Origin of the sequence: Providencia sp. PROV003 (assembly GCF_045040775.1) — a bacterium.
Lineage (GTDB): Bacteria > Pseudomonadota > Gammaproteobacteria > Enterobacterales > Enterobacteriaceae > Providencia > Providencia huashanensis.
The window spans coordinates 78,590-103,846 of the sequence record NZ_CP096369.1; the positions used below are offsets into that span (position 1 = coordinate 78,590).

General features: G+C 41.4%; 24 protein-coding genes. 4 read left to right on the plus strand and 20 right to left on the minus strand.

What is annotated here, in order from left to right; all coding sequences use genetic code 11:
* Positions 1-219: 219 nt before the first annotated feature.
* Both fadB and fadA read left to right on the plus strand, forming a co-directional pair.
* Positions 220-2,412: a fatty acid oxidation complex subunit alpha FadB gene (gene fadB, locus M1F14_RS00365; RefSeq protein ID WP_181469069.1), complete on the plus strand. Its 2,193-nt coding sequence runs from the start codon at positions 220-222 to the stop codon at positions 2,410-2,412.
* A 4-nt stretch (positions 2,413-2,416) separates the two neighbouring features.
* Positions 2,417-3,583 carry an acetyl-CoA C-acyltransferase FadA gene (fadA, locus tag M1F14_RS00370; protein ID WP_042848818.1) on the plus strand — a complete coding sequence of 389 codons (1,167 nt, stop codon included), beginning with the start codon at positions 2,417-2,419 and terminating at the stop codon, positions 3,581-3,583.
* Between the two features lie 1,216 nt (positions 3,584-4,799).
* On the opposite strand, the gene fre is transcribed toward fadA, so the two are convergent.
* From fre to pepE, 3 genes are all read right to left on the minus strand, one after another.
* Positions 4,800-5,501, minus strand: coding sequence for an NAD(P)H-flavin reductase (gene fre / locus M1F14_RS00375; RefSeq protein WP_042848819.1), 702 nt, complete (start codon positions 5,499-5,501; stop codon positions 4,800-4,802).
* Between the two features lie 10 nt (positions 5,502-5,511).
* Positions 5,512-6,984, minus strand: coding sequence for a 4-hydroxy-3-polyprenylbenzoate decarboxylase (gene ubiD / locus M1F14_RS00380; RefSeq protein WP_048608622.1), 1,473 nt, complete (start codon positions 6,982-6,984; stop codon positions 5,512-5,514).
* A gap of 112 nt (positions 6,985-7,096) precedes the next feature.
* Positions 7,097-7,822, minus strand: a complete 726-nt coding sequence (pepE, locus tag M1F14_RS00385) for a dipeptidase PepE (protein WP_042848821.1) — start codon at positions 7,820-7,822, stop codon at positions 7,097-7,099.
* A gap of 164 nt (positions 7,823-7,986) precedes the next feature.
* Between pepE and rfaH the strand changes: the two genes are divergently transcribed.
* Positions 7,987-8,481, plus strand: a complete 495-nt coding sequence (gene rfaH / locus M1F14_RS00390; protein ID WP_042848822.1) for a transcription/translation regulatory transformer protein RfaH — start codon at positions 7,987-7,989, stop codon at positions 8,479-8,481.
* An 81-nt stretch (positions 8,482-8,562) separates the two neighbouring features.
* Here rfaH and tatC read toward each other — a convergent pair whose 3' ends face one another.
* From tatC to ltnD, 17 genes are all read right to left on the minus strand, one after another.
* Complete coding sequence (gene tatC, locus M1F14_RS00395; protein ID WP_042848823.1) at positions 8,563-9,324, minus strand: Sec-independent protein translocase subunit TatC; 762 nt, start codon at positions 9,322-9,324, stop codon at positions 8,563-8,565.
* 3 nt (positions 9,325-9,327) lie between these two features.
* Complete coding sequence (gene tatB / locus M1F14_RS00400; RefSeq protein ID WP_042848824.1) at positions 9,328-9,870, minus strand: Sec-independent protein translocase protein TatB; 543 nt, start codon at positions 9,868-9,870, stop codon at positions 9,328-9,330.
* Between the two features lie 3 nt (positions 9,871-9,873).
* A complete protein-coding gene (tatA, locus tag M1F14_RS00405) occupies positions 9,874-10,155 on the minus strand; it encodes a twin-arginine translocase TatA/TatE family subunit (protein WP_042848826.1) in 282 nt (93 codons plus the stop codon).
* Positions 10,156-10,268: 113 nt separating this feature from the next.
* Positions 10,269-11,903 (minus strand): ubiquinone biosynthesis regulatory protein kinase UbiB, encoded by a 1,635-nt coding sequence (gene ubiB, locus M1F14_RS00410; RefSeq protein WP_042848827.1) that lies wholly within the window; start codon positions 11,901-11,903, stop codon positions 10,269-10,271.
* A complete protein-coding gene (locus tag M1F14_RS00415) occupies positions 11,890-12,543 on the minus strand; it encodes an SCP2 domain-containing protein (protein WP_042848828.1) in 654 nt (217 codons plus the stop codon). Before M1F14_RS00415 ends, ubiB begins: the two co-directional genes overlap by 14 nt.
* Before the next feature lies 1 nt (position 12,544).
* Complete coding sequence (gene ubiE / locus M1F14_RS00420) at positions 12,545-13,300, minus strand: bifunctional demethylmenaquinone methyltransferase/2-methoxy-6-polyprenyl-1,4-benzoquinol methylase UbiE (protein ID WP_042848829.1); 756 nt, start codon at positions 13,298-13,300, stop codon at positions 12,545-12,547.
* Positions 13,301-13,375: 75 nt separating this feature from the next.
* Positions 13,376-14,731 carry a DNA recombination protein RmuC gene (gene rmuC / locus M1F14_RS00425; protein WP_048608629.1) on the minus strand — a complete coding sequence of 452 codons (1,356 nt, stop codon included), beginning with the start codon at positions 14,729-14,731 and terminating at the stop codon, positions 13,376-13,378.
* Between the two features lie 112 nt (positions 14,732-14,843).
* Positions 14,844-15,374, minus strand: a complete 531-nt coding sequence (locus M1F14_RS00430; protein ID WP_042848830.1) for a DedA family protein — start codon at positions 15,372-15,374, stop codon at positions 14,844-14,846.
* 149 nt (positions 15,375-15,523) lie between these two features.
* Positions 15,524-16,306 (minus strand): tyrosine-protein phosphatase, encoded by a 783-nt coding sequence (locus M1F14_RS00435; protein WP_042848831.1) that lies wholly within the window; start codon positions 16,304-16,306, stop codon positions 15,524-15,526.
* A gap of 277 nt (positions 16,307-16,583) precedes the next feature.
* Entirely contained in the window at positions 16,584-17,342 is a 759-nt protein-coding gene (gene udp, locus M1F14_RS00440) for a uridine phosphorylase (protein ID WP_042848832.1), read from the minus strand.
* Between the two features lie 290 nt (positions 17,343-17,632).
* Positions 17,633-19,009 (minus strand): GntP family permease, encoded by a 1,377-nt coding sequence (locus M1F14_RS00445; protein ID WP_042848833.1) that lies wholly within the window; start codon positions 19,007-19,009, stop codon positions 17,633-17,635.
* Positions 19,010-19,019: 10 nt separating this feature from the next.
* Positions 19,020-19,979 carry a D-erythronate dehydrogenase gene (denD, locus tag M1F14_RS00450; RefSeq protein ID WP_042848834.1) on the minus strand — a complete coding sequence of 320 codons (960 nt, stop codon included), beginning with the start codon at positions 19,977-19,979 and terminating at the stop codon, positions 19,020-19,022.
* A gap of 63 nt (positions 19,980-20,042) precedes the next feature.
* Complete coding sequence (locus tag M1F14_RS00455; protein ID WP_042848835.1) at positions 20,043-20,810, minus strand: DeoR/GlpR family DNA-binding transcription regulator; 768 nt, start codon at positions 20,808-20,810, stop codon at positions 20,043-20,045.
* A gap of 12 nt (positions 20,811-20,822) precedes the next feature.
* Positions 20,823-21,602: a 2-oxo-tetronate isomerase gene (otnI, locus tag M1F14_RS00460; protein WP_042848836.1), complete on the minus strand. Its 780-nt coding sequence runs from the start codon at positions 21,600-21,602 to the stop codon at positions 20,823-20,825.
* 10 nt (positions 21,603-21,612) lie between these two features.
* Entirely contained in the window at positions 21,613-22,254 is a 642-nt protein-coding gene (locus M1F14_RS00465; protein WP_181469068.1) for an aldolase, read from the minus strand.
* Positions 22,247-23,524 (minus strand): 3-oxo-tetronate kinase, encoded by a 1,278-nt coding sequence (gene otnK, locus M1F14_RS00470; RefSeq protein ID WP_042848838.1) that lies wholly within the window; start codon positions 23,522-23,524, stop codon positions 22,247-22,249. The genes M1F14_RS00465 and otnK overlap by 8 nt, the downstream gene beginning before the upstream one ends.
* Positions 23,521-24,429, minus strand: coding sequence for an L-threonate dehydrogenase (ltnD, locus tag M1F14_RS00475; protein WP_042848839.1), 909 nt, complete (start codon positions 24,427-24,429; stop codon positions 23,521-23,523). Before ltnD ends, otnK begins: the two co-directional genes overlap by 4 nt.
* 392 nt (positions 24,430-24,821) lie before the next feature.
* Between ltnD and M1F14_RS00480 the strand changes: the two genes are divergently transcribed.
* Positions 24,822-25,211, plus strand: coding sequence for a YidB family protein (locus M1F14_RS00480; RefSeq protein ID WP_048608635.1), 390 nt, complete (start codon positions 24,822-24,824; stop codon positions 25,209-25,211).
* Positions 25,212-25,257: the final 46 nt, after the last annotated feature.

Below are 25,257 nucleotides of genomic sequence, written 5' to 3' on the forward strand. Positions count from 1 at the left end.
TTACCACGTTCTGAAATTAACGGATATGCACTCTATTGCAAACCTAACTTAATATATTGATAAATAATGATAATATCATTTTAATTCATTATTATTTCGCTTAATTGCTGTGACCCGCATTCCATTTTTGTCATTAACCATTTGCAATTGATTAACATTCTGGTCACACTCATTTCATCTGGTCATACCAGATACCATTACCATGTAAAGGAGAGCAGAATGCTTTATCAAAGTGAAACAATCTATATTCAATGGTTGAAAAAAGGGATTGCAGAACTGGTTTTTAACTCACCAGGGCCGATTAATAAATTGGATACCCACACCGTTGCTTCACTTGATGAAGCCGTGACTGTTCTAGAGCAGCAAACCGATCTGCAAGGTGTTATTTTCCGTTCTGATAAACCAGCGTTTATTGTTGGAGCTGATATTAAAGAGTTTTTATCTCTATTTGAGGCATCAAAAGAAACGCTAAGTAATTGGTTACAATATGCCAATACCATTTTTAACCGCATTGAAGATTTGCCAGTTCCTACTATCTGCGCTATCAATGGCTATGCTTTAGGTGGTGGCTGTGAGTGCGTTTTATCCACTGATTTTCGTATCGCATCACCCGACGCTCGAATTGGGCTTCCTGAAACAAAACTTGGTATTATGCCTGGGTTCGGTGGTTCCGTACGTCTGCCTCGTCTAATCGGTTTAGATAGTGCCTTAGAAATTATTACCGCAGGTAAAGATATCAATGCCGCTCAAGCATTAAAATTTGGTCTTATCGACGCTGTTGTTGATACCCAACTCTTACCTCAATCTGCACTGACTATCATTGAATCAGCTATTGCAGGTGCACTAAATTGGCAGAAAAAACGCCAACCAAAACTAGAGCCATTACAATTAAGCCCTATTGAACAAACAATGAGTTTCAATGTGGCAAAAGGAATGGTGTATCAGGCTGCTGGGAAACATTACCCTGCGCCAATGGCTGCTGTAAATACAATTGAAAAAGCAGCAAACTGTGCACGAGATGAAGCATTAAAACATGAAACCGCAGCTTTTGTACCTCTCGCCCATAGTGATGTTGCTCGCGCATTAGTCAGTATTTTTCTGAATGATCAACATGTTAAATCTAATAGCAAAAAACTCTCACAACATGTTAGTACTCCAACGCATGCCGCAGTGCTTGGTGCTGGGATTATGGGTGGAGGCATTGCCTATCAGTCCGCCAGTAGGGGCGTGCCAGTTTTAATGAAGGATATCAATGAGAAATCATTAGAGTTAGGGATTGAGGAAGCACAAAAGCTGTTAAACAAGCAATTTGAAAGAGGGAAAATCACCGCTGCACAAATGGCAACCACATTAGCTGCTATACACCCTTCATTATCCTATTCAGGTATTGAAAGCAGCCAAATCGTCGTTGAAGCTGTTGTTGAAAACCCCAAAATTAAAGCCGCTGTGCTCACTGAGGTAGAATCCCTTATTGCCCCTGATACCTTATTAGCATCAAACACCTCTACCATTCCAATTTCGACACTTGCAAGCTCACTAAAACGCCCAGAAAATTTCTGTGGAATGCATTTCTTCAACCCAGTACACCGTATGCCATTAGTTGAAATTATCAGAGGGAAACAAACATCTGAAGATACTATCGCCAAAGTTGTTGCCTATGCGAATAAAATGGGGAAAACCCCAATTGTCGTTAATGATTGCCCTGGTTTCTTTGTTAACCGAGTCCTTTTCCCTTATTTCGCAGGTTTTAATTTACTTTTGCAAGATGGGGCTGATTTTAGAGAAATAGATAAAATCATGGAGAAAGAATTTGGTTGGCCTATGGGCCCTGCTTATCTTCTCGATGTTGTCGGTATTGATACTGCTTTCCATGCTGAACAAGTCATGGCCGAAGGTTTCCCTGAGCGTATGAGTAAAACAGGCAAAAATGCCATAAGTGTGATGTTTGAACAGCAGCGTTTTGGTCAAAAAAATGGCAAGGGCTTTTATCTATATGAAAAAGATAAAAAAGGTAAGCCGAAAAAAGTTAATGACCCTCATACAGATGAACTACTCGCTTCTATTTGCTCAACAAAACGTTCTTTTACCAAAGAAGAAATTATTGCTCGAATGATGATCCCAATGGTCAATGAAGTTGTCCGTTGTTTAGAAGAAGGCATTATTCAGAGCCCATCAGATGCAGATATTGCTCTCGTGTATGGTCTAGGGTTCCCACCATTTAGAGGTGGCGCATTCTGCTACTTAGATACTTTGGGTAGCCAGTCTTATTTCAAAACAGCAGAATCTTTAGAGCATTTAAGCCCTCTTTATCAGGCACCTGAAGGTTTAAAAGAAAAAGCAGTTACTAATGCTAGATATTACCCACAACCACCTGTTGTGGCCGTTGATGTCAAAAAAGTTGCGAGGGGTTAATTTTATGGAAAATGTCGTCATTATTGATGGAATACGTACACCAATGGGCCGTTCAAAAGGTGGGGTATTTCGCCATGTCAGGGCTGAAGACCTATCTGCGCACCTTATGAATGCTATTTTTGAACGCAATCCAAATGCAAGTAAAAAACAGTTAGATGACATCATATGGGGTTGTGTCCAACAAACCTTAGAACAAGGGTTTAATATTGCCAAGAACGCGGCATTGCTCACGGATATACCTCACACTGTTCCAGCTGTGACTGTTAATCGCCTTTGTGGTTCATCAATGCAAGCAATACATGATGCTAGCCGACTCATCATGACAGGCGATGCAAACTCAGTATTAATTGGTGGCGTCGAGCATATGGGGCATGTCCCCATGACTCATGGTATAGATTTCAACTCTAAACTGACGTTACGAGTTGCCAAAGCCGCAGGCGCAATGGGCCTTACCGCTGAAATGCTAGCAAAAATGTACAAAATTAGCCGTGAAGAACAAGATGCATTTGCCTTGAGATCTCACCAACTTGCTGCTTTAGCAACAGAAAATGGGAAATTTAGTAATGAAATTGTCCCTATTAGCGGGCATGACGCTAATGGTAATCTTATTTCTGTAAATTATGATGAGGTCATCCGCTTTGATGCTAGCCTTCAGGGCCTAGCTGCTCTAAGACCAGCATTTGACCCGGTCAGTGGTACAGTCACGGCAGGGAACTCATCAGCCCTATCTGATGGGGCATCCGCAATGCTGCTAACGAGTGAAAGCTATGCTAGCCAGCAAGGGATTAAGCCACGAGCTAGAGTACGAGCAATGGCAGTAGTTGGCTGTGATCCATCAATAATGGGTTATGGGCCAGTACCAGCAAGCGAACTTGCATTAAAACGCGCTGGGTTGTCTTTAAATGATATTGATATTATTGAACTAAATGAAGCTTTTGCAGCTCAATCAATAGCCTGCATGAAAGGTTTAAAATTATCAGAGAATCAATTAGACGAAAAAGTAAATCTTAGTGGAGGTGCTATCGCCCTCGGTCATCCATTAGGGTGCTCAGGTGCAAGGATCACCACCGCTTTACTTAATCAATTAGAGCTTAAAGATAAACAGTTTGGTTTAGCAACTATGTGTATCGGATTTGGTCAAGGTATCGCCACTATTATTGAACGTGTTTAGCCGTAATTTTCACAAACATTGCATTTTGTCGATGTTCCCGCCTAGTCAGGGGCGGGTTTTTTTTGCCTTTTTCTAACCAAATAGCCTCTCATAGTTTAGGTTATCAATAGGCGGCAAGTGAAGGAGACCCTAGGAGCATACATAAGTATGAGACTAGGACGAATGAGAGAAGCCAACACCCCTACAATTTGAAACTAACCTGATTTCATGCAGATACCAGACGAGTTTAACCCTCATAGTTCAGATTGTAGGTAGGCGGCAAGTGAATGAGACCCTAGGAGCATACATAAGTATGTGACTAGGGCGAATGAGCGAAGCCAACACCCCTACAATTTGAAACTAACCTGATTTCATGCAGATACCAGACGAGTTTAACCCTCATAGTTCAGATTGTAGGTAGGCGGCAAGTGATGAGACCCTAGGAGCATACATAAGTATGTGACTAGGGCGAATGAGCAAAGCTAGCCCCCCTACAATTTGAAACTAACCTGATTTCATGCAGATACCAGACGAGTTTAACCCTCATAGTTCAGATTGTAGGTAGGCGGCAAGTGAATAAGACCCTAGGAGCATACATAAGTATGTGACTAGGGCGAATGAGCGAAGCCAACACCCCTACAATTTGAAACTAACCTGATTTCATGCAGATACCAGACGAGTTTAACCCTCATAGTTCAGATTGTAGGTAGGCGGCAAGTGAATGAGACCCTAGGAGCATACATAAGTATGTGACTAGGGCGAATGAGCAAAGCTAGCCCCCCTACAATTTGAAACTAACCTGATTTCATGCAGATACCAGACGAGTTTAACCCTCATAGTTCAGATTGTAGGTAGGCGGCAAGTGAATAAGACCCTAGGAGCATACATAAGTATGTGACTAGGGCGAATGAGCGAAGCCAACACCCCTACAATTTGAAACTAACCTGATTTCATGCAGATACCAGACGAGTTTAACCCTCATAGTTCAGATTGTAGGTAGGCGGCAAGTGATGAGACCCTAGGGGCATACATAAGTATGTGACTAGGACGAATGAGCAAAGCTAGCCCCCCTACAATTTGAAACTAACCTGATTTCATGCAGATACCAGACGAGTTTAACCCTCATAGTTCAGATTGTAGGTAGGCGGCAAGTGAATGAGACCCTAGGAGCATACATAAGTATGTGACTAGGGCGAATGAGCGAAGCCAACACCCCTACAATTTGAACTAGGACGGGTTAAATGAATTCGTAAGCGTCACCGAACAACTGCTCGGCCCTAGCATTGCGTTCATTACAGAAACGATCCCTAGCAATTTTCGCCATTTCAAAACGCCCTGCAATATAGATATCATGATTGGATAAATCACCGAAATCTTCTAACACTGCGCTGAGAACAGTGCCTGTTCTACCACGCCATAATTCATCAGGTTGCTCTACAACAGGGGTGATTTTCAAATTAGGGTAGCTTTCACTCAGTGCTTGTAATTCACCAAGGTCATACAGGTGCTCCAACTGACGCCCTCCCCAATAGAAAGTAATGTCACGATTAGGATTTTCAGCTAATGCAGCAAGCAGTACTGAGTGGGTATAAGAGAACCCTGTCCCCCCTGCAATTAAAATCATGCCATTGCTGCTGTTTTCGCGAAACCAAGCTTTACCGTGAGGAATATCAATATCGATGCGTTTTTGTTCTAAAATCCTGTCCATAACAGCCATAGCATACAGGTTGATTTCAGAAGCTCCGATATGTAATTCAATCGTTTCTTTATTTTTTGGGGTAGAAGCCATTGAAAATGGTCGTTTGTCTCTTTCGTCCATTACGACCATTAAATATTGACCTGCTTTAAAATGAAAAGGACCATCTGGCAACAATATAACCCGATAAACCGTATCCGTAATCGATTCGACAGATGTAACTTTACAGCTTAGAGTTGCCATGGTTCCCCTCTTATTTTTCAAAAATATTTAATTGTTCCCAAATGTCATCAATACGGGATTTTACGTTATCTGTCATAACAATAGGACGTCCCCATTCGCGATCCGTTTCACCTGGCCACTTATTGGTTGCATCAAGCCCCATTTTTGAACCTAACCCTGATACAGGTGAAGCAAAATCTAAGTAGTCTATCGGCGTATTTTCCATCATAACGGTATCACGGGCAGGGTCCATTCGGGTTGTAATTGCCCAGATAACATCTTTCCAATCACGCGCATTAATATCATCATCACAAACAATAACAAATTTAGTGTACATGAATTGGCGCAGGTATGACCAGACTCCCATCATTACTCTTTTTGCATGCCCCGCATATTGTTTTTTCATTGTTACGACAGCAAGCCGGTATGAACAACCTTCAGGTGGAAGGTAAAAATCGACAATTTCTGGAAATTGCTTTTGTAGGATAGGTACTAAAACTTCATTTAAGGCTTCACCAAGTACCGCTGGTTCATCAGGTGGCCGCCCTGTATAAGTTGAATGATAAATTGCATCGCGGCGCTGAGTCACATGAGTAATAGTAAACACAGGGAAGTTATCTATCTCATTATAATAACCTGTGTGGTCACCATAAGGCCCTTCAGGTGCCATTTCACCCGGTTCAATATAGCCCTCAAGAATAATTTCGGCACCCGCCGGAACTTCGAGGTCATTAGATATACATTTTACGACCTCTGATTTATTACCACGTAATAAGCCTGCAAATGCATATTCTGATAACGTGTCAGGCACAGGGGTTACCGCCCCTAAAATTGTTGCCGGGTCAGCCCCCAATGCTACGGCTACCGGAAATTTTTCACCTGGATGAGCTTGGCACCATTCTTGAAAATCAAGAGCACCACCGCGATGAGACAACCAACGCATGATAACTTTGTTTTTACTAAGTACTTGCTGGCGATAAATACCTAAGTTTTGCCTTTCTTTATATGGCCCTTTGGTGACAGTTAGCCCCCATGTTATTAACGGTGCCGCATCTTCTGGCCAACAATGCATAACGGGTATTTTGGTGATGTCTACGTCATCACCAGCCCAAATTTGTTCCTGACAAGGCGCTGAACTTAAGCGCTTTGCTGGCATATTCAATACTTGTTTGAATTTTGGTAGCTTATCAAAAAGGTCACGAAAACCTTTCGGAGGATCAGGCTCTTTTAAAAATGCGAGCAATTTACCTACATCATGTAAGGCTTTGATATCTTCTTGCCCCATCCCCATAGCAACGCGTTTTGTCGTCCCAAACAAGTTGCATAGGACAGGCATGTTATAACCTTTGGGATTTTCAAATAATAGGGCCGGTCCCCCTGCTCTTAGTGTACGATCTGCAATTTCAGTCATTTCCAAGTAGGGATCGACTTCCATTGTAATACGTTTTAGTTCGCCCTGCTTTTCAAGCTGCGCGATGAAATCTCTAAGGTCACGATATTTCATTATCTTCTTTTACTGTTACAGAGGGAGTCCCATTATAAGACGTCCGGCCAAGGTTACAAGTTACTACCTAAAACACTTAATAATCAATCTTTTTCTGGTCAAGTATACCATTTTACTGGCAATCAAAAGGGACTAATTTTTCTAATAATAATGTATCAAACTGCTCTGAGAATGTTTTGTTGTGCTGAAATAGTTTAAAACCTTGATCTTTTCCACTGAAATAATGAAGTTCATTACCTTTGATCTGCATCCCACTCCCTTCTCGCAGAGCAACAACAACCTCATGAGGATTAATTACACAAAATTCTTGCAACCTTTCATCACGCGTTTCGCCCATGTGCCCAGAAATATGAGCATCAATATAATGGGGGTTGATTTGTAAAGGGAATAACCCTAGAGAAGGCATAATTACAGCATTACTTACGGGCATATCATTAGTAGTACGAATACTTGGAGTCGCAACGTTACACCCCGCACTCCAACCTATGTAAGGGACTCCTCGTTCTTTAACAGCGCGCTGAATAGCAACAACCAAGCCATTTTCATGTAAACACTTGTTGAGCCACCAAGTGTTGCCACCACTCACTAAGATACACTCAGCTTGTTCAATCGCCTCTACTGGGCTCGCAAAATGCTCAATGGAAGTAACGTTTATCCCTAAAGCTTCCGATAGTTGCTCTGCTCTTTCATCATGTGAGCCACGAAGGATCGCATAAGGAACTAAAACAGCTGACTTTACATTTTTACGTGTAATCATTTCTTTGATACGAGGTAGAGCATAGCTTAGCCATACAGGGTTACCTGGCAGCTTACCATTACTCAACAAAAAGATATCCATCATGTCTCCTACTGATTTGCTTTTTATATTACAGTTACCTAAAGTCCATATTCGATTAATATAAGCTTCAGAATACCAATAATATTGTGCTACTACTCAATAGTCACACTGTTATGTCGTAATTTGTTATCATAAACATAATTTTGTCATGCGAGATTCGAAAAATGGAAAAGTGGTATCTGCTTTATTGCAAACGAGGGCAAATTGAGCGTGCTATTGAGCATCTAAATAGGCAGAGTGTTATCTGTATGACGCCCATGACAGAAATGGAAAAAGTGGTCAGAGGAAAAAGAACTAAGGTGCAAGAAGCTTTATTCCCTAATTACTTGTTCGTAAAGTTTGATCACAACGAAATTCATACTACGACTATCCAATCAACTCGTGGGGTCAGCCATTTTATTCGGTTTGGCCAATTACCCGCTGAAGTCCCTGATGAAATCATTAAGTTATTACAACAAAACCCTATTAGTCATTCCATAGCCCCTGATATGCCAAAACATGGAGATCAAGTCACAATTACCGAGGGGGTTTTTGCGGGGGTTCAAGCTATCTTTGATGAGCCAAATGGAGAATATCGTTCAATTCTTCTACTGAATATATTGAACAAAAGTGTCCCTAAAATTGTTGATAATACTCAATTTAAAAAATCAACTGACTAAAAATCGTGCCCATAAAAAACCCTTCAACAATGAAGGGTTCTCTATGGGCTGTCATTAAGCCTAATATGACCTAAAACCTACTTACGACTCTTCTTCCTCAGTACCTTCTTCTTGTCGACCTCGACCTTTGCCGACATAAAAGTTAGACAGTAATACCCCCAACTCGAATAGCAAATACATTGGGACTGCTAGTAAAGTCTGAGAAAGGACATCTGGTGGGGTTAAAAACATCCCTACAACAAATGCCCCAACCAAAATATATGGACGTTTACGTTTTAATGATTCAGGTGTAGTTACCCCAGTCCAACACAGTAAAATAATTGCAATTGGTACCTCAAATGCAGCACCAAAAGCCATAAATAATGTCATGACAAAACTAAGATATTTACTGATGTCCGGAATAAAGTTAACGCTGTCTGGTGTTGTTTTTACAAAAAAGCCAAAAGCTAATGGGAAAACAACAAAGTAAGCAAATGCCATCCCTAAATAAAACAAAAAGCTACTTGAAACAAGCAAAGGCAACATGAGTTTGCGTTCATGCTTGTATAAGGCCGGCGCTATAAATGCCCAAATTTGATAGAGAATAACTGGTATCGATACAAAAACCGAAACCATCATCGTCAGTTTAATAGGGGTAAAGAAGGTTGACGCCACATCCGTCGCACTCATTTGAGAGCCCACTGGCAACTTATCAATCAAAGGGGCTGCTACCAGCCGGTAAATATCATTTGAAAAATAAGCGAGCGCAGCAAAAACGATCAAAACTGTAATTAAACAGTTCATTAGCCGTTTACGGAGTTCAATGAGGTGGCTAATAAGTGGTTGTGTATCATTTACAGCCATGTGTTATTTTTCACTTTCAGTTTGATTAGAGTTCTTTACTTTAGCATCGAGCGGCTCAGCCGTTTTCACTGTTGTAGGAGCTTCAGGTGTTTTATCCTCAACAACCGCTGCCATCTTAGCTGCATGCTCAGGGTCAGGATCTGATTCTTGGGCCTCTGGGGCCTTGTTTTCAGCATCCTTAACAGCACTATCATAACTGTCAGTGATCTCTTTTGCTTTATTTAACTCTGTTTCGATATCGCTGGTTGTTGCTTGATAGCCGCTTTTCAATGACTGTGCTGCTGTACGCAGCTCTTCCATGGACTGCTTAAGTTCCGGGGAAAGCGCTTCTAAGTTAGCTTTCTCTTCTACTTTCTTCAGAGTGTCTTGCAGCTCTTGTAATTTCAGCTCTTGTGATAACTCATTTTGTACATTCGCTGCCATTGAACGCATAGCACGTATCCACCCAGCGACAGTTCTCACTGCCACTGGTAAGCGCTCAGGACCTAAGACTACAAGACCAATAACTGTAACAAGCAACAGCTCACTAAAACCTATGTCAAACACGGTTTAACCCTGCTCTTTGTTTTTGCTCTCAACTGGGCTTTCTTTTTTTTCAGAAGCCTGTTGTTCAGTAATGTTCTTAGTCGCAAAGTCGGCATCTTGCTTATCTTGCTCAACTTTTGCCTTTTCATCATCACTCATCGCTTTCTTGAAACCTTTAAGTGATTCACCTAAATCAGAACCTAATGAACGTAATTTTTTGGTGCCGAAAATTAAAATAATAAGCAAAGCAATGATGATTAGTTGCCAAGGACTACCGAAAGCAGCCATTGCAATAGTTGATTCCATTGTTAATACCTCTATAGTTTTGGGATCAATTGTTGTTATATCTATTATATACAACCAACACTAAATACGGAAATGTTCACAGCCTTATAAACTTGTCGCAAAACAAAGTTTACTTAATTATCGCCCGCTTTACACCAACCAATTACCCAAGATAGGGCACCCGCCGCCATAAATACGACCGCAAGCCGTGTAAAATCAGAAATAAAAAATAAGCTACCACACAAAATAAAAGTCGCCCCCACACCTAGAAGATAATGGGATTTACGCTGTTTATTGCGCTGACTTTTCAACTGTTGTGTTAACTGGTCTATATTCGATTGTAAAAACTTATGTTGTCGCAATGCGCCATATATTAAATCAGGAATTTCAGGCATCTTTTCTGCCCAGTAAGGCGCTTTTTCTTTCAATGCCTGAGTAATGGCGGGTAGCCCCACTTGGCTGTGAACCCAATCTTCTAAGAATGGTTTTGCCGTTTTCCACAAGTCAAGCTGAGGGTATAACTGACGCCCAAGCCCTTCCACATACAGTAATGTTTTCTGTAATAATACCAACTGTGGTTGTACTTCCATATTGAAACGACGTGCAGTATTAAACAAGTTTAATAAAACATGCCCAAATGAAATTTCGGCCAATGGTTTTTCAAAAATAGGTTCACAAACTGTACGAATAGCAAACTCAAAATCTTCCACATTTGTATCAAGAGGCACCCATCCTGAATCAACATGTAGTTCAGCAACCTTGCGGTAGTCACGGTTGAAAAAGGCAATAAAGTTTTCTGCAAGATACCGTTTGTCTTCTTTATTTAGTGAACCCACTATCCCGCAATCGATACCAATGTACAGGGGGTCTTCAGGGTGCTCATAGCTAACAAAGATATTTCCGGGATGCATATCTGCATGGAAGAAACTGTCTCGAAAAACTTGGGTGAAAAAAACCTTTACCCCCCGCTCTGCTAGCAGCTTCATATTTGTACCCTGAGCTTTTAGCGCTGTAATATCTGATACGGGGATGCCATAAATACGTTCCATGACCATAACGTTTTCACGGCAATAGTCTGGGTAAACTTCGGGAATGTAAAGCATGGAGCTATTTTCAAAATTACGGCGTAGCTGGATCGCATTGGCCGATTCACGTAGTAGGTTTAGCTCATCAATTAACGTTTTTTCATATTCACGCACTACTTCTTTGGGCCGTAAACGCCTACCATCAGGTAGTAAAGGAACCCAGTTAGCAATACGGTACATCAACTTAATATCGGCTTTAATGATAGGCAGAATATCAGGGCGAATTACCTTGATAACAACATCTTTGCCATTTTCTTTTAGCGTCGCAGTGTGAACCTGAGCAATTGAAGCTGAAGCTAAGGCTTGCTCATCAAAGTCATCAAACCACTGTTCTAGCGGCCCACCAAGAGAATCCTCAATGTAACCTCGGGCTAATTTCCCATCAAAACTAGCGACTTTATCTTGTAGCAATGAAAGTTGGTCTGCGATTGCTGGCGGGAAAAGGTCACGACGGGTTGATAACATTTGCCCAAACTTGATCCATACGGGCCCTAGCTCTTGTAATGCAAGACGAAGCCTTTCGCCTAATGGCCTATCTTTGTGCTGATTTCTAATCCAAAAAAAACCTAAACGCCCAATTCTTAGCGGTAACGTAAGCTTAATTTTGGGGATTAACTCATCTAGTCCATAAGAGAGAAAAACCCGAATAATGAAGTAAAGTCGTTTTATTTCACCGGGTGTCATTCTTCTCCTCCAACAGACTTAACCTTTGTTCGAGCGTATTAATTGAATGTTCTACTTCCTCAACTTTGTCATTAAAATGAGCAAGTTCGAGTTGGCTAGGTGCCATTTTCCATTCTTCAATTAATGCATCTTTCACATACGTTTTTTGCCTTTTAACTAAGTGAGATGCGAAGCAAACGCCTTTATTCAAGAGTTTACTAAGCCCTTCAGCAGCGACATCACCAATATAAGGTGAAAGATAATGTGCCGGGTTCCAAATTGCTAAATCGAGCAATGAGGACCAATGCTGAACAATCTGCATATCCCCTTCAATCACGATATCACCACGATTGATTAGCTGAGATAACTGCTGTTTATCTTTCAATTTAATTAAAGTAAATAATGATGTTTTAATTGTACAGTCTGCGGGTTCAACCCATTCGCTTAATACATCAACATGATTTTCAGCAAAAATAAGTGTTAGCGTTTTATTGAGTTCTTTAAGCTCAATAGCCATCACTTTGCCTGCTAAACGTACCCTAGCAGGCTGTAATACTTTTTCTTTGAACAACATATGGTTAAGTGAGGTTTCCATCAATGCTGTTATCAAAGAGTACAAAACTGTATTTTGATTTTCGGTATGTGTTGATGGTGCTTCCATCTTAGAATTTAAACCCTTTATGCAATGCAACAATCCCACCAGTCATATTGGTATAAGAGACTTGCTCAAACCCGGCGTTTTCCATCATCCCTTTAAGTGTTTCTTGGTTAGGGTGCATACGAATGGATTCCGCTAAATAACGGTAGCTTTCTGGGTCGTTCACAATTGCCTGACCAATACGAGGCAATATGTGAAATGAATACGCATCATACGCTTTATTCAATGGCTCAATAATAGGCTTTGAAAATTCTAATACTAATAGACGCCCACCCGGTTTTAGAACACGAAACATCGAACGCAGTGCTTTGTCTTTATCCGTAACGTTACGCAAACCAAAAGAGATAGTAATGCAATCGAAGTGGTCATCTGGAAATGGAAGTTCTTCAGCATTAGCTTGAACATAATTTACATTACCAACAATGCCAAGATCACGTAATTTTTCGCGCCCCATCTTCAACATTGAGTCATTGATATCAGCAAGTATGACTTCACCTTTTTCGCCCACAAGACGCGAAAACTTAGCGGTTAAGTCACCTGTTCCACCAGCAAGGTCAAGTACACGCTGATTACGGCGGACACCACTTGCTTCAATAGTAAAACGTTTCCAGATACGATGAATACCAAATGACATTAAGTCATTCATTAAGTCATACTTTGATGCTACAGAGTGAAAAACATTCGCTACTAGACCGGCTTTATCTTCTTTGCCGACAGTACGGAAACCAAAATCAATGGTTTCTTTAGTTGGTTCAGTCATTTCTCTTATGCCTGCTGATAGTTCAAACTTTTGTTAGAAGTGTAACAGTCTTTGAGGTAAAACCCTATCAGAAGTCTAAGATTCCGCACAATTAGATGCCTCTGAGCGCTCAATAAGTTGAGGCGCGATAGGTTGTTTAATTTCTACCCCTAGCTCTTTAAAACTTTCCGCCTGACTAATTAAATTACCTCGCCCTTGTGCAAGACGTTTCATTGCCGACAGGTAAGTATTATTCGCTTTATCAAGACTGGAGCCTAAAACCTGCATATCATCCACAAACAAGCGTAGTTTGTCATACATTTTTGCAGCTCTTTCTGCAATTTCTTGGGCATTTTGCCCTTGTCGCTCATAGCGCCAAATATTATTGATAGTTCGCACAGCCACTAATAACGTGGACGGGCAAACCAACATGATATTCTGTTTTATTCCTTCATCAAGTAGCTCAGGAGCTTCCTTTAAAGCAAGCAAATACGCAGGTTCAATAGGAATAAACATTAGAACATAGTCTAAAGAGCGTATTCCGGGTAACTGATGGTAATCCTTTCGGCTCAACATACGCATATGGTTGCGTATGGATGCAACATGATTTTTTAGCGCTTGTTGTTGTTCGTGCGGGTCTTCGCTATTGAAATAATGTTCATAGGAAACCAATGACATTTTTGCATCAACAACCACATCTTTACCTTCAGGAAGATGAATAATAACATCGGGTTGATAGCGAGTATTATAACCTGTATTGACACTGACTTGGGTTTCAAACTCGCTTCCCTCCCGCAGACCGGAAACCTCAAGAATGCGAGTGAGGATAGTTTCCCCCCAATTACCTTGAATTTTATTATCCCCTTTAAGTGCCCGGGTTAAGTTAACAGCTTCTTTGGTCATCTGATTGTTAAGCTGCTGCAACTGCCTTATTTCATACGCTAAGGTATGCCTTTCTTTCGCTTCTTCACCAAAACTTTGTTGAACTTGTTGGCGAAAACCTTCTAGTTGTTCACGAAAAGGCGATAACATTGCCAATAAACTTTTTTGTTGCTGTTCCGACGCCCTACGTTCATTTTGTTCAAAAATACGGTTTGCTAAATTTTCAAACTGCGCAGTCAATCGTTGTTCACTGTTTTGTAAAATACGTTGTTTTTCTTCATTTGCGAGCTGATTTTGTTCAAAACGGGTAATGACTTCACGAAGTTCGGCTTCTTGTTCCCGATTGATATCCCGTTGTGTGCGCAATTCTTGGTCAAGCCTGTCGTACTCTGCTTTCCATTGAGCAAGATGAATACTTTTTTCGTCACTTGCCGCCAATTGCCGATTGATTTGTTGTAGCTCTTGATCTTTGTGAGCTATTTTTTGAGCAATAGAAAACCACGTTGCTAAGCCACCCACTAAAATGCCACTCAACACACCAATAACTGCATATAAAAGAGAGGTATCCACGATTACACCCTTACTTTACAAAACCCAGTGTAAGGTAATTGGATACTGTATAAGTGTCCAGAGGTAATTACATATACTGAGAAAATTTTGCGAAGCATTTCGCAAGCTTTGCTTAGCCTACCCAACTTGCAAACCACTTCAGACCGAGTGCACCCGGTGCCAAGATGCCAAATGCCCAGATCATCGCAGAAGCAATATTTGCCAGTTGAAAATGACGCTGTGGCATCGCGCAAATCCCTGCCACAAGGGGAACAACCGCACGTAGAGGGCCAAAAAATCGCCCAAAGAAAATCCCCCATACCCCCCAGCGGTCAAAAAAACGATGCCCTTTATCTATCATTTGCGGGTTACGGGAAATCGGCCACATTTTGCGAACATTCTCTTTATAATGAAAACCAAACCAATAAGAAAGCCAATCCCCAAAAAATGCCCCTAAAGCGGCAGCAAGCCATATTGGCCAAAATGTAATATTACTTTCACCGATTAAAGCGCCTAACCCTAATAAAATGACTGTTGCAGGTAAAAGTAGCGATAAAAATGCTAATGACTCACCAAACGCGAGAAAGAAAATAATAGGAAGAGCCCATATTTCATTTTCACGAGTAAAGTCGGTTACAAGGGTAACGATTTCATTAAGCGTCAAAGCAATCCCCTATCATCATTGATTTACTTTATTACAGTAACGAAAATGTGATAAATCAAGGTTAAACGAAGCAAAAAATCCTTATCAATTAACCGAGTTATGGAATTTATAAGGCGCAATTTCCACAACTCGTCGTCACTTAAGATAGATCAATCAAGAAAATGACTTTGCAGTGCTTCCCGCTGGCCAGCCCCCAATCCAAAATCTTTCTCTAGCCATTTATCAACATTACCATAGTGACTTTCAATACTCTTTAAGGCAGTCATTAGAAAGTCTTCGCGCACGGAATAAACATACTCAAACTTTTTAACGATGTTTTCATTCATCGTTTTTGCATGCTCTGCTAAAAGATGTTTGCGATAAGGTGCTAGTGTTTCGTTGGTCAATAAATAATCTTCCATAACGGTTTCCAAATCGGCCCCGAGCGCAAAGAGGACTAATGCTGAACCAACGCCGGTACGGTCTTTCCCGACAGCACAATGTTGGACTATTCCACCTTTCTCTGGTTGTTGCAGTAAGTTCACCAGTTGATGATAAGCTGGGTTATTCAACGGTAATAATTCATACAGACGGAACATAAAAGCTTGTGGGTCAAATTGTTCTAATATTTCTGGGGTCAGTTTATCTAAGTTAGCCGAAACCTCCTTAGCTAAAGGATTCGCTGGCGCATGAATATAATGAGCCCCTTCCCAGATCACATCAGGCTTATCTAAAATTTCAGCTTCATCACGGTAATCAATAATTTGAAAAAGGTTTTGTGAATGTAAAACGGATTCATCTTCTTGAGTTAAGCGGTCTAATGACCCCGAACGAAATAGTATACCAGGTTTAATTTTGCTGCCATTAGGAAGTTTTTTCCCGCCAAGATCGCGGAAGTTAATCCCCCCTTTAAGAGGAAGTACTGAAGGGTGAAGATAAGGTGTTGTCGACATAATAATTCCTTTTAGCCCCACAGCTTTTATTCAGATTACAAAAATAAATGCATCCTGAATAATTTGAGGGCACATAATATTGATAATTGTTTTTATGACAATAACAGATCTACGAAATAAGGGGGATCAGATTATTCACTGTAAATTGTTAGCAATTACTAAATTTATAGGAAAAATATAAATGAGGGAATACAGGAAGAAAGTGCGGAGACTAAGCTCGCCTACTTTACATCCACAACCGAGTGAAATTTCAGTAAGCGAGCCAGTAAATTATTGACTATAGCAGACGACGAGCAGCCTCAACGACAATGCTTAGTACGTTACCTTCCGTTTTTTTCAGTAACGCTTCGTTTGGAATTTCTTGCTGGGTCCGGTTAACAATAACGCCTGCAACCATACCTGCACGTAAGCCTTTGCTACTGGAACACATAGTGAGCAATGTCGCCGATTCCATTTCATAGTTCATTACCCCCATGTCCTGCCACTCTTTCATTGAACCTCTGAAATGGCGCATAACACGGCCGGTATAAGTATCGTAACGCTCTTGGCCTGGGTAGAAGGTATCTGAAGAAGCCGTCACCCCAACATGTACTGTCGCACCCGCATCTTTTGCCGCAGCGTAAAGAGCATTAGTACAATTAAAATCTGCAACTGCTGGATATTCTAATGGCGCAAAGTGTTGGCTAGCACCGTCTAAGCGTACTGCACCTGTTGTGACTAACACATCACCAACATTAATATCTTCTTGGATTGCGCCTGTTGTACCAATACGTAAGAAAGTACGAATGCCTAGCTGAGCGAGTTCTTCAACCGCAATAGATGTTGACGGACCGCCAATACCTGTTGAGCACACAATAACCGCTTTTCCATCGAGCTCACCACGCCAAGAGGTATATTCACGCAATGATGCAAGGTGTACAGGGTTATCCATCAGACGTGCAATTTTTTCAACACGGTTAGGGTCCCCAGGAACAATCGCTACAGTTGCACCCTGTAAGTCACTTTTCTTTAAACCTAAGTGGAAAACGTCAGACATTTCAAACTCCTTTACACAATGGCATCATTAAATCAGTCATCACTGATTAATCGTAACTAGTAATATAGCGAGAAAACCATTAACTTTTAGTGATAAGCGTCACTTTTAATGAAAACAATAAAAACTTAATTTCATTATTTAGTGATATTCATCACAAATTAACATTTGCGCTATGTCTATTTAAAATCCGTTGATACCAGTATAGATGAAAGTTTGTCATAACCACAAAAAGCGCCCCTAATAGCTGGGCGCTTTGATTATTTGGCAGAACTAAAAATAATAACGCTATGTTAGAGAACTACATCAAGGATAAGGACACCAACTAAACCTATACCCCACGCAATAGTGGTAGGGATAGACCAAACAATAATTTGTTGTTTAACGTCCTTTATTCCCATCATTCTGTTCACAACCCAATATAGGCTGTCGTTGAAATAACCGAAGAACAGAGACCCCATTGTTGCCGCTTGCGCCGCAACTAATAAGTTAATATCGGGTATTTGGCTAATGATCGGCGCAGAAATAGATGCTGCTGTGATCATTGCAACTGTACCAGAGCCTTGGATCAAACGAACCAATGTCGCGATAATAAACGGAATTAATACAGGTGTAATAGGCAAGTTAGCAACATGCTCAGCAAGAATGTTCCCTGTTCCGCTATCACGTAACACCGCACCTAATGCACCACCAGCACCAGTAACTAATAGGATGATCCCCGCCGATTGCAAGCCTTCTTCCATACGGTCAATGACTTCTTCTTTCGTTGCTTTTGGCATTAATGTGTATACAGAGATCAATACACTTATTGATAAAGCAATAATCGGCGCACCTAAGAATTCAAAAGTCTGGAAATACCAATTGCCTTCCATACCTTGGAATGGTGCTGTTTTCAAAATCAAGCCATTAATTGCATTAATAAAGATCAGCAAAATTGGCGTGATAATCGGTAATAATGATAAAAATAAGCTTGGTAATGGTTTATTTGCTTTTTCTTCCATGTAACGGGCATGAACTTCTTTTAAATCTTCGCTGCCCGTTTCATCTGGCATAAACTCAGGATATTTAGTGCCTAACCATTTTGCGTAAAAAACAATACCAATAACACAGGGGAGAGCAAGGCTCATCCCAGCAAGGATCATCGCCCCGACATCAACACCGAAAATACCTGCAACGCCTAAAGGACCTGGTGTTGGCGGAACAGTATGGTGTGTAACAACGAGCCCACCAGCAAGTGCAACTCCTAATGTTAAGATGCTGCGCTTACCGTTTTTTGCCAGTGCTTTTGCCAATGGATATAAGATGACGAAAGCAGAATCAACAAAGATAGGGATACTGACAATATAACCAGTAATTGCCAATGCCCACTCTTCGCGTTTTTTACCTAACCATTTGATAAAGCTATAGGCTATCTGTTCAGCGGCACCGGAAACTTCCAATACCCTTCCCATCATTACCCCGAGTCCGATAACAATACCAATGCTACCGAGTGTTGACCCAAAGCCTTTCGTAATTACTGTCACTGTCTCTGCTGCTGTCAATCCACCAGAAATACCTGCGATTGCAGCAGCAATTAGCATCGCTAACAGCGCATGAACACGCGTTCGTAATACTAAAAATATCAGGACAAATATGGCCACCGCGAGGCCAATAACAGGAATATAGGACATAGTTTATCTCCTACTTGGATGCGCCATGGTGAGTGATAAACGAGCGTATCGCATCACTGAAAGAGCCATCTGCACGGAAGCCAAGTTCCAAAGCACGGCTGATATCAAATTTACCCGGCCAGCTAGCCACAATACGATTAATAGCTTCATCTGGTTCAAATCGGATAAGATCAACAGCGTCTTGCCCTGCAACTTCACGCAGTGCATCAATCATGCCTTGTACAGTAACGGTGATCCCCGGCAGATTGACTGTGCGCGATTTACCAAATTTTTCTGCTGGAATACTGACAGCATGGATAAAATTATTGATAACTGTTTCAGGGCTGGATAACCATAAAGCGAGATCAGGAGAGACAGGGCAAACACTTTCAATCCCATTTAATGGCTCACGAATAATGCCACTCGCGAATGAAGAAGCGGCTTTATTTGGCACACCTGGACGGATACTAATGGTTGGTAAACGCATAACACGCCCATCCACATAACCTTTACGTGAATAATCATTGACCATCAGCTCGCACATGGCTTTTTGGGCGCCATAAGAAGATTGAGGATTAACCACACATAAATCAGTGATCACCTCAGGTAATTCTCCGCCGAACACTGCTAGCGAACTGGTGAACATAAATTTGATTGCTGGGTTTTTGGCACGTGCAACTTCCAATAATTGGCGAGTTGCTTCGAAGTTAACCTTCATACCCAAGTCAAAATCACTTTCAGCGTGGCTACTGACGATAGCTGCTAGGTGGAAAACCACATCAGTTTGCGCATCAATCAGTTTATCGGCCGCACCTGGCTGTGTTAAATCTAACGCAACACAACTGACTCGTGCATCCTCAATGGGTGCTGTAGGGCACTGAATATCGGCTAAAACAAGGTGGTCAAAATTTAAGCCCTGAGTATTTTTAAGCAAAGCAGCGGCTAGCTGCTGGCCCAGAAAGCCTGCGCCACCAGTAATAATAACTTTCATTGTAATTCTCCTTGCTATAGCCTTTTAACTGGCTATGCAGTTCTAGGTAAGATTATTTATGTTTTATGTCTTGATTAAATGAAGTTTTATGTTTTGTTCTGTTATCCGTTGCACGACATCCGTTGGCAGTTGGTCATCGCAAATAATGTCGTGCAATTGATTCAATGGACAAACACGGAACATGCCATATTTGCCGAACTTACTACTATCTGAAACCAGCACGCAACGGCGAGCAACATCAAGTAGAGTCTGTTTTATCTGAACTTTTTCTTCATGTGGGGTCGAAACCCCATGCTGTATATCCCATGAACTCGTACTGATAAACGCAATGTCCACATTTAACGTTTGCAGCATCATTGCCGCGGTATTGCCTACGCAAGAATGGTTACGTTTATCTACCTGCCCCCCGGTGTGATACAGGTTTAACTGTGACTTATTCATCAGATACTGCATGATAGAAAAATCATTAGTGACAATAGTTAAATTAAAACGCTCACCGAGTACTCGTGCAATTTCAAAGGTCGTCGTCCCAGCATCGAGATACACAACTTGCCCATCTTCAACTAATGAGCTAGCAAACTGCCCAATTTCACGTTTATGACGGTGATGCAACCGTGCTTTTTCACTCCAAGGGAGCTCTTGGCGTAGTGCATCATTTAATTTAACGCCACCACTAACACTGGTTACTTTCCCTTTTTCTTCCAACATGCGGATATCACGTCGTACTGTCATATGCGAAACATTCATTAGCTCAACTAAATCACTAATTGAAACAGTTTGGTGCTCATGCACATAACGATAAATAAAATCACGACGCTCAGAAGGAAGCATAGGTTTTCCTCATTATGAATTTGCTTGTTTTAACCAGCCTAACCCATCTTCGGTACGGCCAGCAGGGTGATATTCACATCCTAACCAACCTTCGTAACCCATTTCATCTAATTTTTTAAAAATCCATGGATAATTAACTTCGCCACTATCCGGTTCATGGCGATATGGCACTGACGCTATTTGAATATGACTAAACTTGCCCCATAAACGCTCAATCGTTTTCAATAAATCACCCTCCATAATTTGGCAGTGATATAAATCTAACTGGATAAAGACATTTTCACGGTTAATTTCAGGTAATAGCGCTTCGGCTTGCTTTTGAGTCGTTAAAAAATACCCCGGCATATCACGAGTATTAATCGGCTCGATCAGTACACGAATACCGTGTTCTGCCATAACATCCGCAGCATGTTGAATGTTTTTGATAAAACACGCTTTTTGCTGCTCAAGTGTGAAGTTTTCATCCACTTTACCCGCCATTGCATGCACTTGCTTGCAGCCCAACGCTTTCGCGTATTTCAATGCAGTTTGTACGCCTTCAGCAAACTCAGCCTCACGACCCGGAATAGAAGCCATACCGCGCTCTCCCGCTCCCCAGTCACCTGCTGGCATATTAAATAAAGCCTGAGTTAAATTGTATTTTTTGAGTTCACCGGCAATCGCATTAGCATCTTCTTCGTAAGGGAAAAGATACTCAACACCTTTGAACCCTGCGTTCGCTGCACTTGCAAAACGTTGCATAAAAGGCACTTCGTTAAACATCATGCTTAAATTTGCCGCAAATTTAGCCATTTCTGTTTCCTTACTTTTGTGGATAACGACTTTCGAGCTGCTCAACTTGCTCTTGCGTTAATGTTGTAAAGCCGTGTGGGCGTAAGGTGATGTACAGACGAGCAGTATCTTCTAATTCTTCAGTATTAAAGAATGCTTGTCTTAATGTTTTCCCTCCCACTACGGGGCCATGATTCGATAACAATACCGCGTTATGGGTCGGTGCCAATTTGGCAATTTCCTCACCAATACGGTCATCCCCCGGAGGCAGGTACTCAATTAATGGTAATTTACCTACTCGCATCACGTAATAAGGGGTGATTGGCGGTAAGCAGTTTTTAGTATCCAACCCCGGCAAACAAGATAATGCGGTCAACCAAGGGGAATGAGGATGGACAACCGCTTGGCAATCAGGGCGTTGTAAATACATCGCCATATGCATAGACACTTCTTTCGTTGGTTTATCACCGTCTATCCAGTTACCTTCGGCATCTAATTTGCTCAATCTATTTGGGTCTAAATCACCAAAGCTTGAATTTGTGGGTGTTACAATAATGCACCCATCAGGTAACCGAGCACTAATATTTCCTGCACCACCGCTGCTATATCCACGGTTAAACATTGACTTAGCCCAATCGACTAGTTCTTGGCGCAGCGCCTTTTCATCACTCATTAAACATCTCCTGTGCAAACTGGAAGAAATTTTCTTGGCCGAAATTACCTGATTTCAGCGCTAACCAGCTACCGCTTGCTAAATCTTGTACCCATGGAACACCAGGGGCGATTGGTGAACCAATACTTAATTGTTCTGTACCTAGGCTTTGAACTACTTTCCCTGAGGTTTCACCACCAGCAATAATAAAGGTGTCATACCCTTGTGATTGAAGTAACTTCACAACCTCTCCAAACACATTTTCAACTGCTGCGCTGGACTCTGCTGCACCGTATTTTTCTTGCGTTTTTTTCAGTAATTCAGGTGGTTGAGTGGCATATAATAAAGGTGCTAACCCTCCACCTTGCTGTTCTTGTACCCAAGTAGCTAACAACTTTGCATACTCAGGGTTAGCTAAACATTCACCAACATCTAAGGCCTTTGCTGGGGCAACTTTTTGATAAGCCTGTACTTGCTTATTAGTCATAACCGAGCAACTACCTGATAAAATCACCGTTTTCCGAGTTGTTCCCGTTGGCTTTTCACCTCGAGCGCTGTTTTCACCCCATGCACATTGGCTATCAATGTTTGCTAATGCGGCGCCTAAACCGGACCCCCCGGTCAATAGAGGCATAGTCTTTACTGCCTGTGCGATAGGTAACAGATCATCCATCGTCAAGGTATCAACAATGGCGTAGTTCACCCCTTGTTGGGCTAATTCAGTTAATTGTGATTTAACGGCTTCGCTACCTTGTTGGATGTCAGCAAGTTTGATTAAACCCGCCTTACCTTTTGACTGTTTTTCCATCACCCGTAATAAATTTGCATCAGTCATTGGCGTAACTGGATGGTGCTGCATACCGCTTTCATTGAGCAATTGACCATTAACAAACAAGTGGCCATGAACTACGGTTCGACCATTAACGGGCAGCGCAGGACAAACTAATGCGAGAGTCGTACCGAGTTGTTTCATCAATGCATCAGTGACTGGGCCGATATTTCCTTTTTCTGTCGAGTCAAATGTCGAGCAGTATTTAAAGAAAATTTGTTGGCACTGGGCTTTTTTCTTCAACCAATTGCATGCATTCACCGAGGCATTGACTGCTTCATCCACTGGACAAGAACGACTTTTCAAGCTAACAACAATTGCATCAACACCTTGTGGTATCACTGTGTTTTCATCAGGTTCATTCAATAATTGAACTACCTTCCAACCGTTTTGCACCATAAAACCTGCAATATCAGTTGCACCGGTAAAATCATCGGCGATCACACCTAACTTCACTGTCATGCTTTTTTCTCCGGTAAAGTAATACCTTTAAATGTTTTGATCACAGCACTATCATCTTGCTGCCCAAACCCCTCACTGCTAGCTGAAATAAACATTTGGTGAGCTGTGGCTGCCAGTGGTAATGGGAAATTTAGCGCCTTCCCCGTTTCCATTACTAACCCTAAATCTTTCACAAAAATATCGACGGAGGATTTCGGGGTATAATCACCGTCTAATACATGTTGCATACGGTTTTCAAACATCCATGAATTCCCAGCCGCATGAGTCACAATGTCGTACATTACCGCTAGGTCAATACCCGCTTTGGATGCTAAGGCCATGCTTTCCGCAGCAACCGCAATATGCACTCCAGCCAATAGCTGGTGGATCGTTTTTACTGTTGAACCTAAACCGACTTCGTCACCCACACGATATAGACGTTCAGAAATTGCTTCGAACACGTGTGATAGTTTTTCAAATAATACAGGTGCTCCTGATGCCATAACGGTTAACTTGCCATCCGCTGCTTTAATGGAGCCCCCTGAAATCGGCGCATCGACCAGAGGTAACTGGTATTCAGCAAGGCGTTGAGCAATGCTTTTGGTTTGCTCAGCCGCTAAGGTGCTGTGTAAAACAATGATGGTGCCTGGACGTAGCTGCTCCACGAGTGGTTTTTCACCCGAAAATAAAATAGCCTCAACCTGACGACCATTAACAACGACCAGTAATAAAGCATCAATGAGATGAGCAAATTCTGCTGCATCTTGCCCAACGCCTTTTGCCCCTGTGCGAAGAAGGCGTTGGCAAGCATCTTGGTTTAAATCAAATCCATAGGTAGAAATATTATTTTTTATTAAAGATTGGGCTATCCCCATTCCCATGGAACCAAGGCCAATAACGCCAATATTATTAACGAAATTTCCCATAATGACCCCTGATGTTGTTAATCTTCGTGACTGTTGTGAATTTTCACACAATAAAATTCACAAACACATGACTAACGTCACATTAAGAATAATATAAAAAACAAACAAAATAGACGTAACTACCTGAATAACAATAAATTAATGATTTAACATCACTACAAAGACATTCACAGGATAATGTGATAAAAAATGTGATGCTGGTTGTGTTTATTTGTCCCACTACAATATGCTGAAAAATATATTTTTAGGCTAAGTTGTCCTCAGTACGTTATTTTTATTGACCTTAAGGCTAAATCGACCAAAATAACCCGCTACTTTTTTAGTGTCATGTTCCATACTAGGGTTATATCTATAGCTGTTAAGCATTAGCTGACATATTGTGAGGAGTTAAAATGGGTTTATTTGAACAAGTAATGGGAATGGTTGCTGGCGATAAAATGCAACAATTTCAATCAGTCATCGATTGGCTTGAAAACCAAGGGGGCTTAAGCGGTGTTGTTGAAAAGTTTAACGAGCAAGGGTTAGGCGGTGTTATTGCATCTTGGATTAGTGAAGGTGAGAACTTGCCTATCGATAATAACCAGCTAATGCAAGTATTTGGCAATGTTAATATCCAAGAACTCGCTCAAAGTGTCGGCCTTGATGCACAGTCAACTTCAGATTTAGTGGCAAAATACCTTCCGCAACTCGTCGATAATGCGACACCAAATGGAGAAATCCCAGAAAACTTGGATCTTGCCTCCATTGGTATGAACCTTCTGAAATCAAAACTCTTTGGTTAAGCGTTAGCTGGTTGATAAACCTTATTTTAGGCTTATCAACCATTTT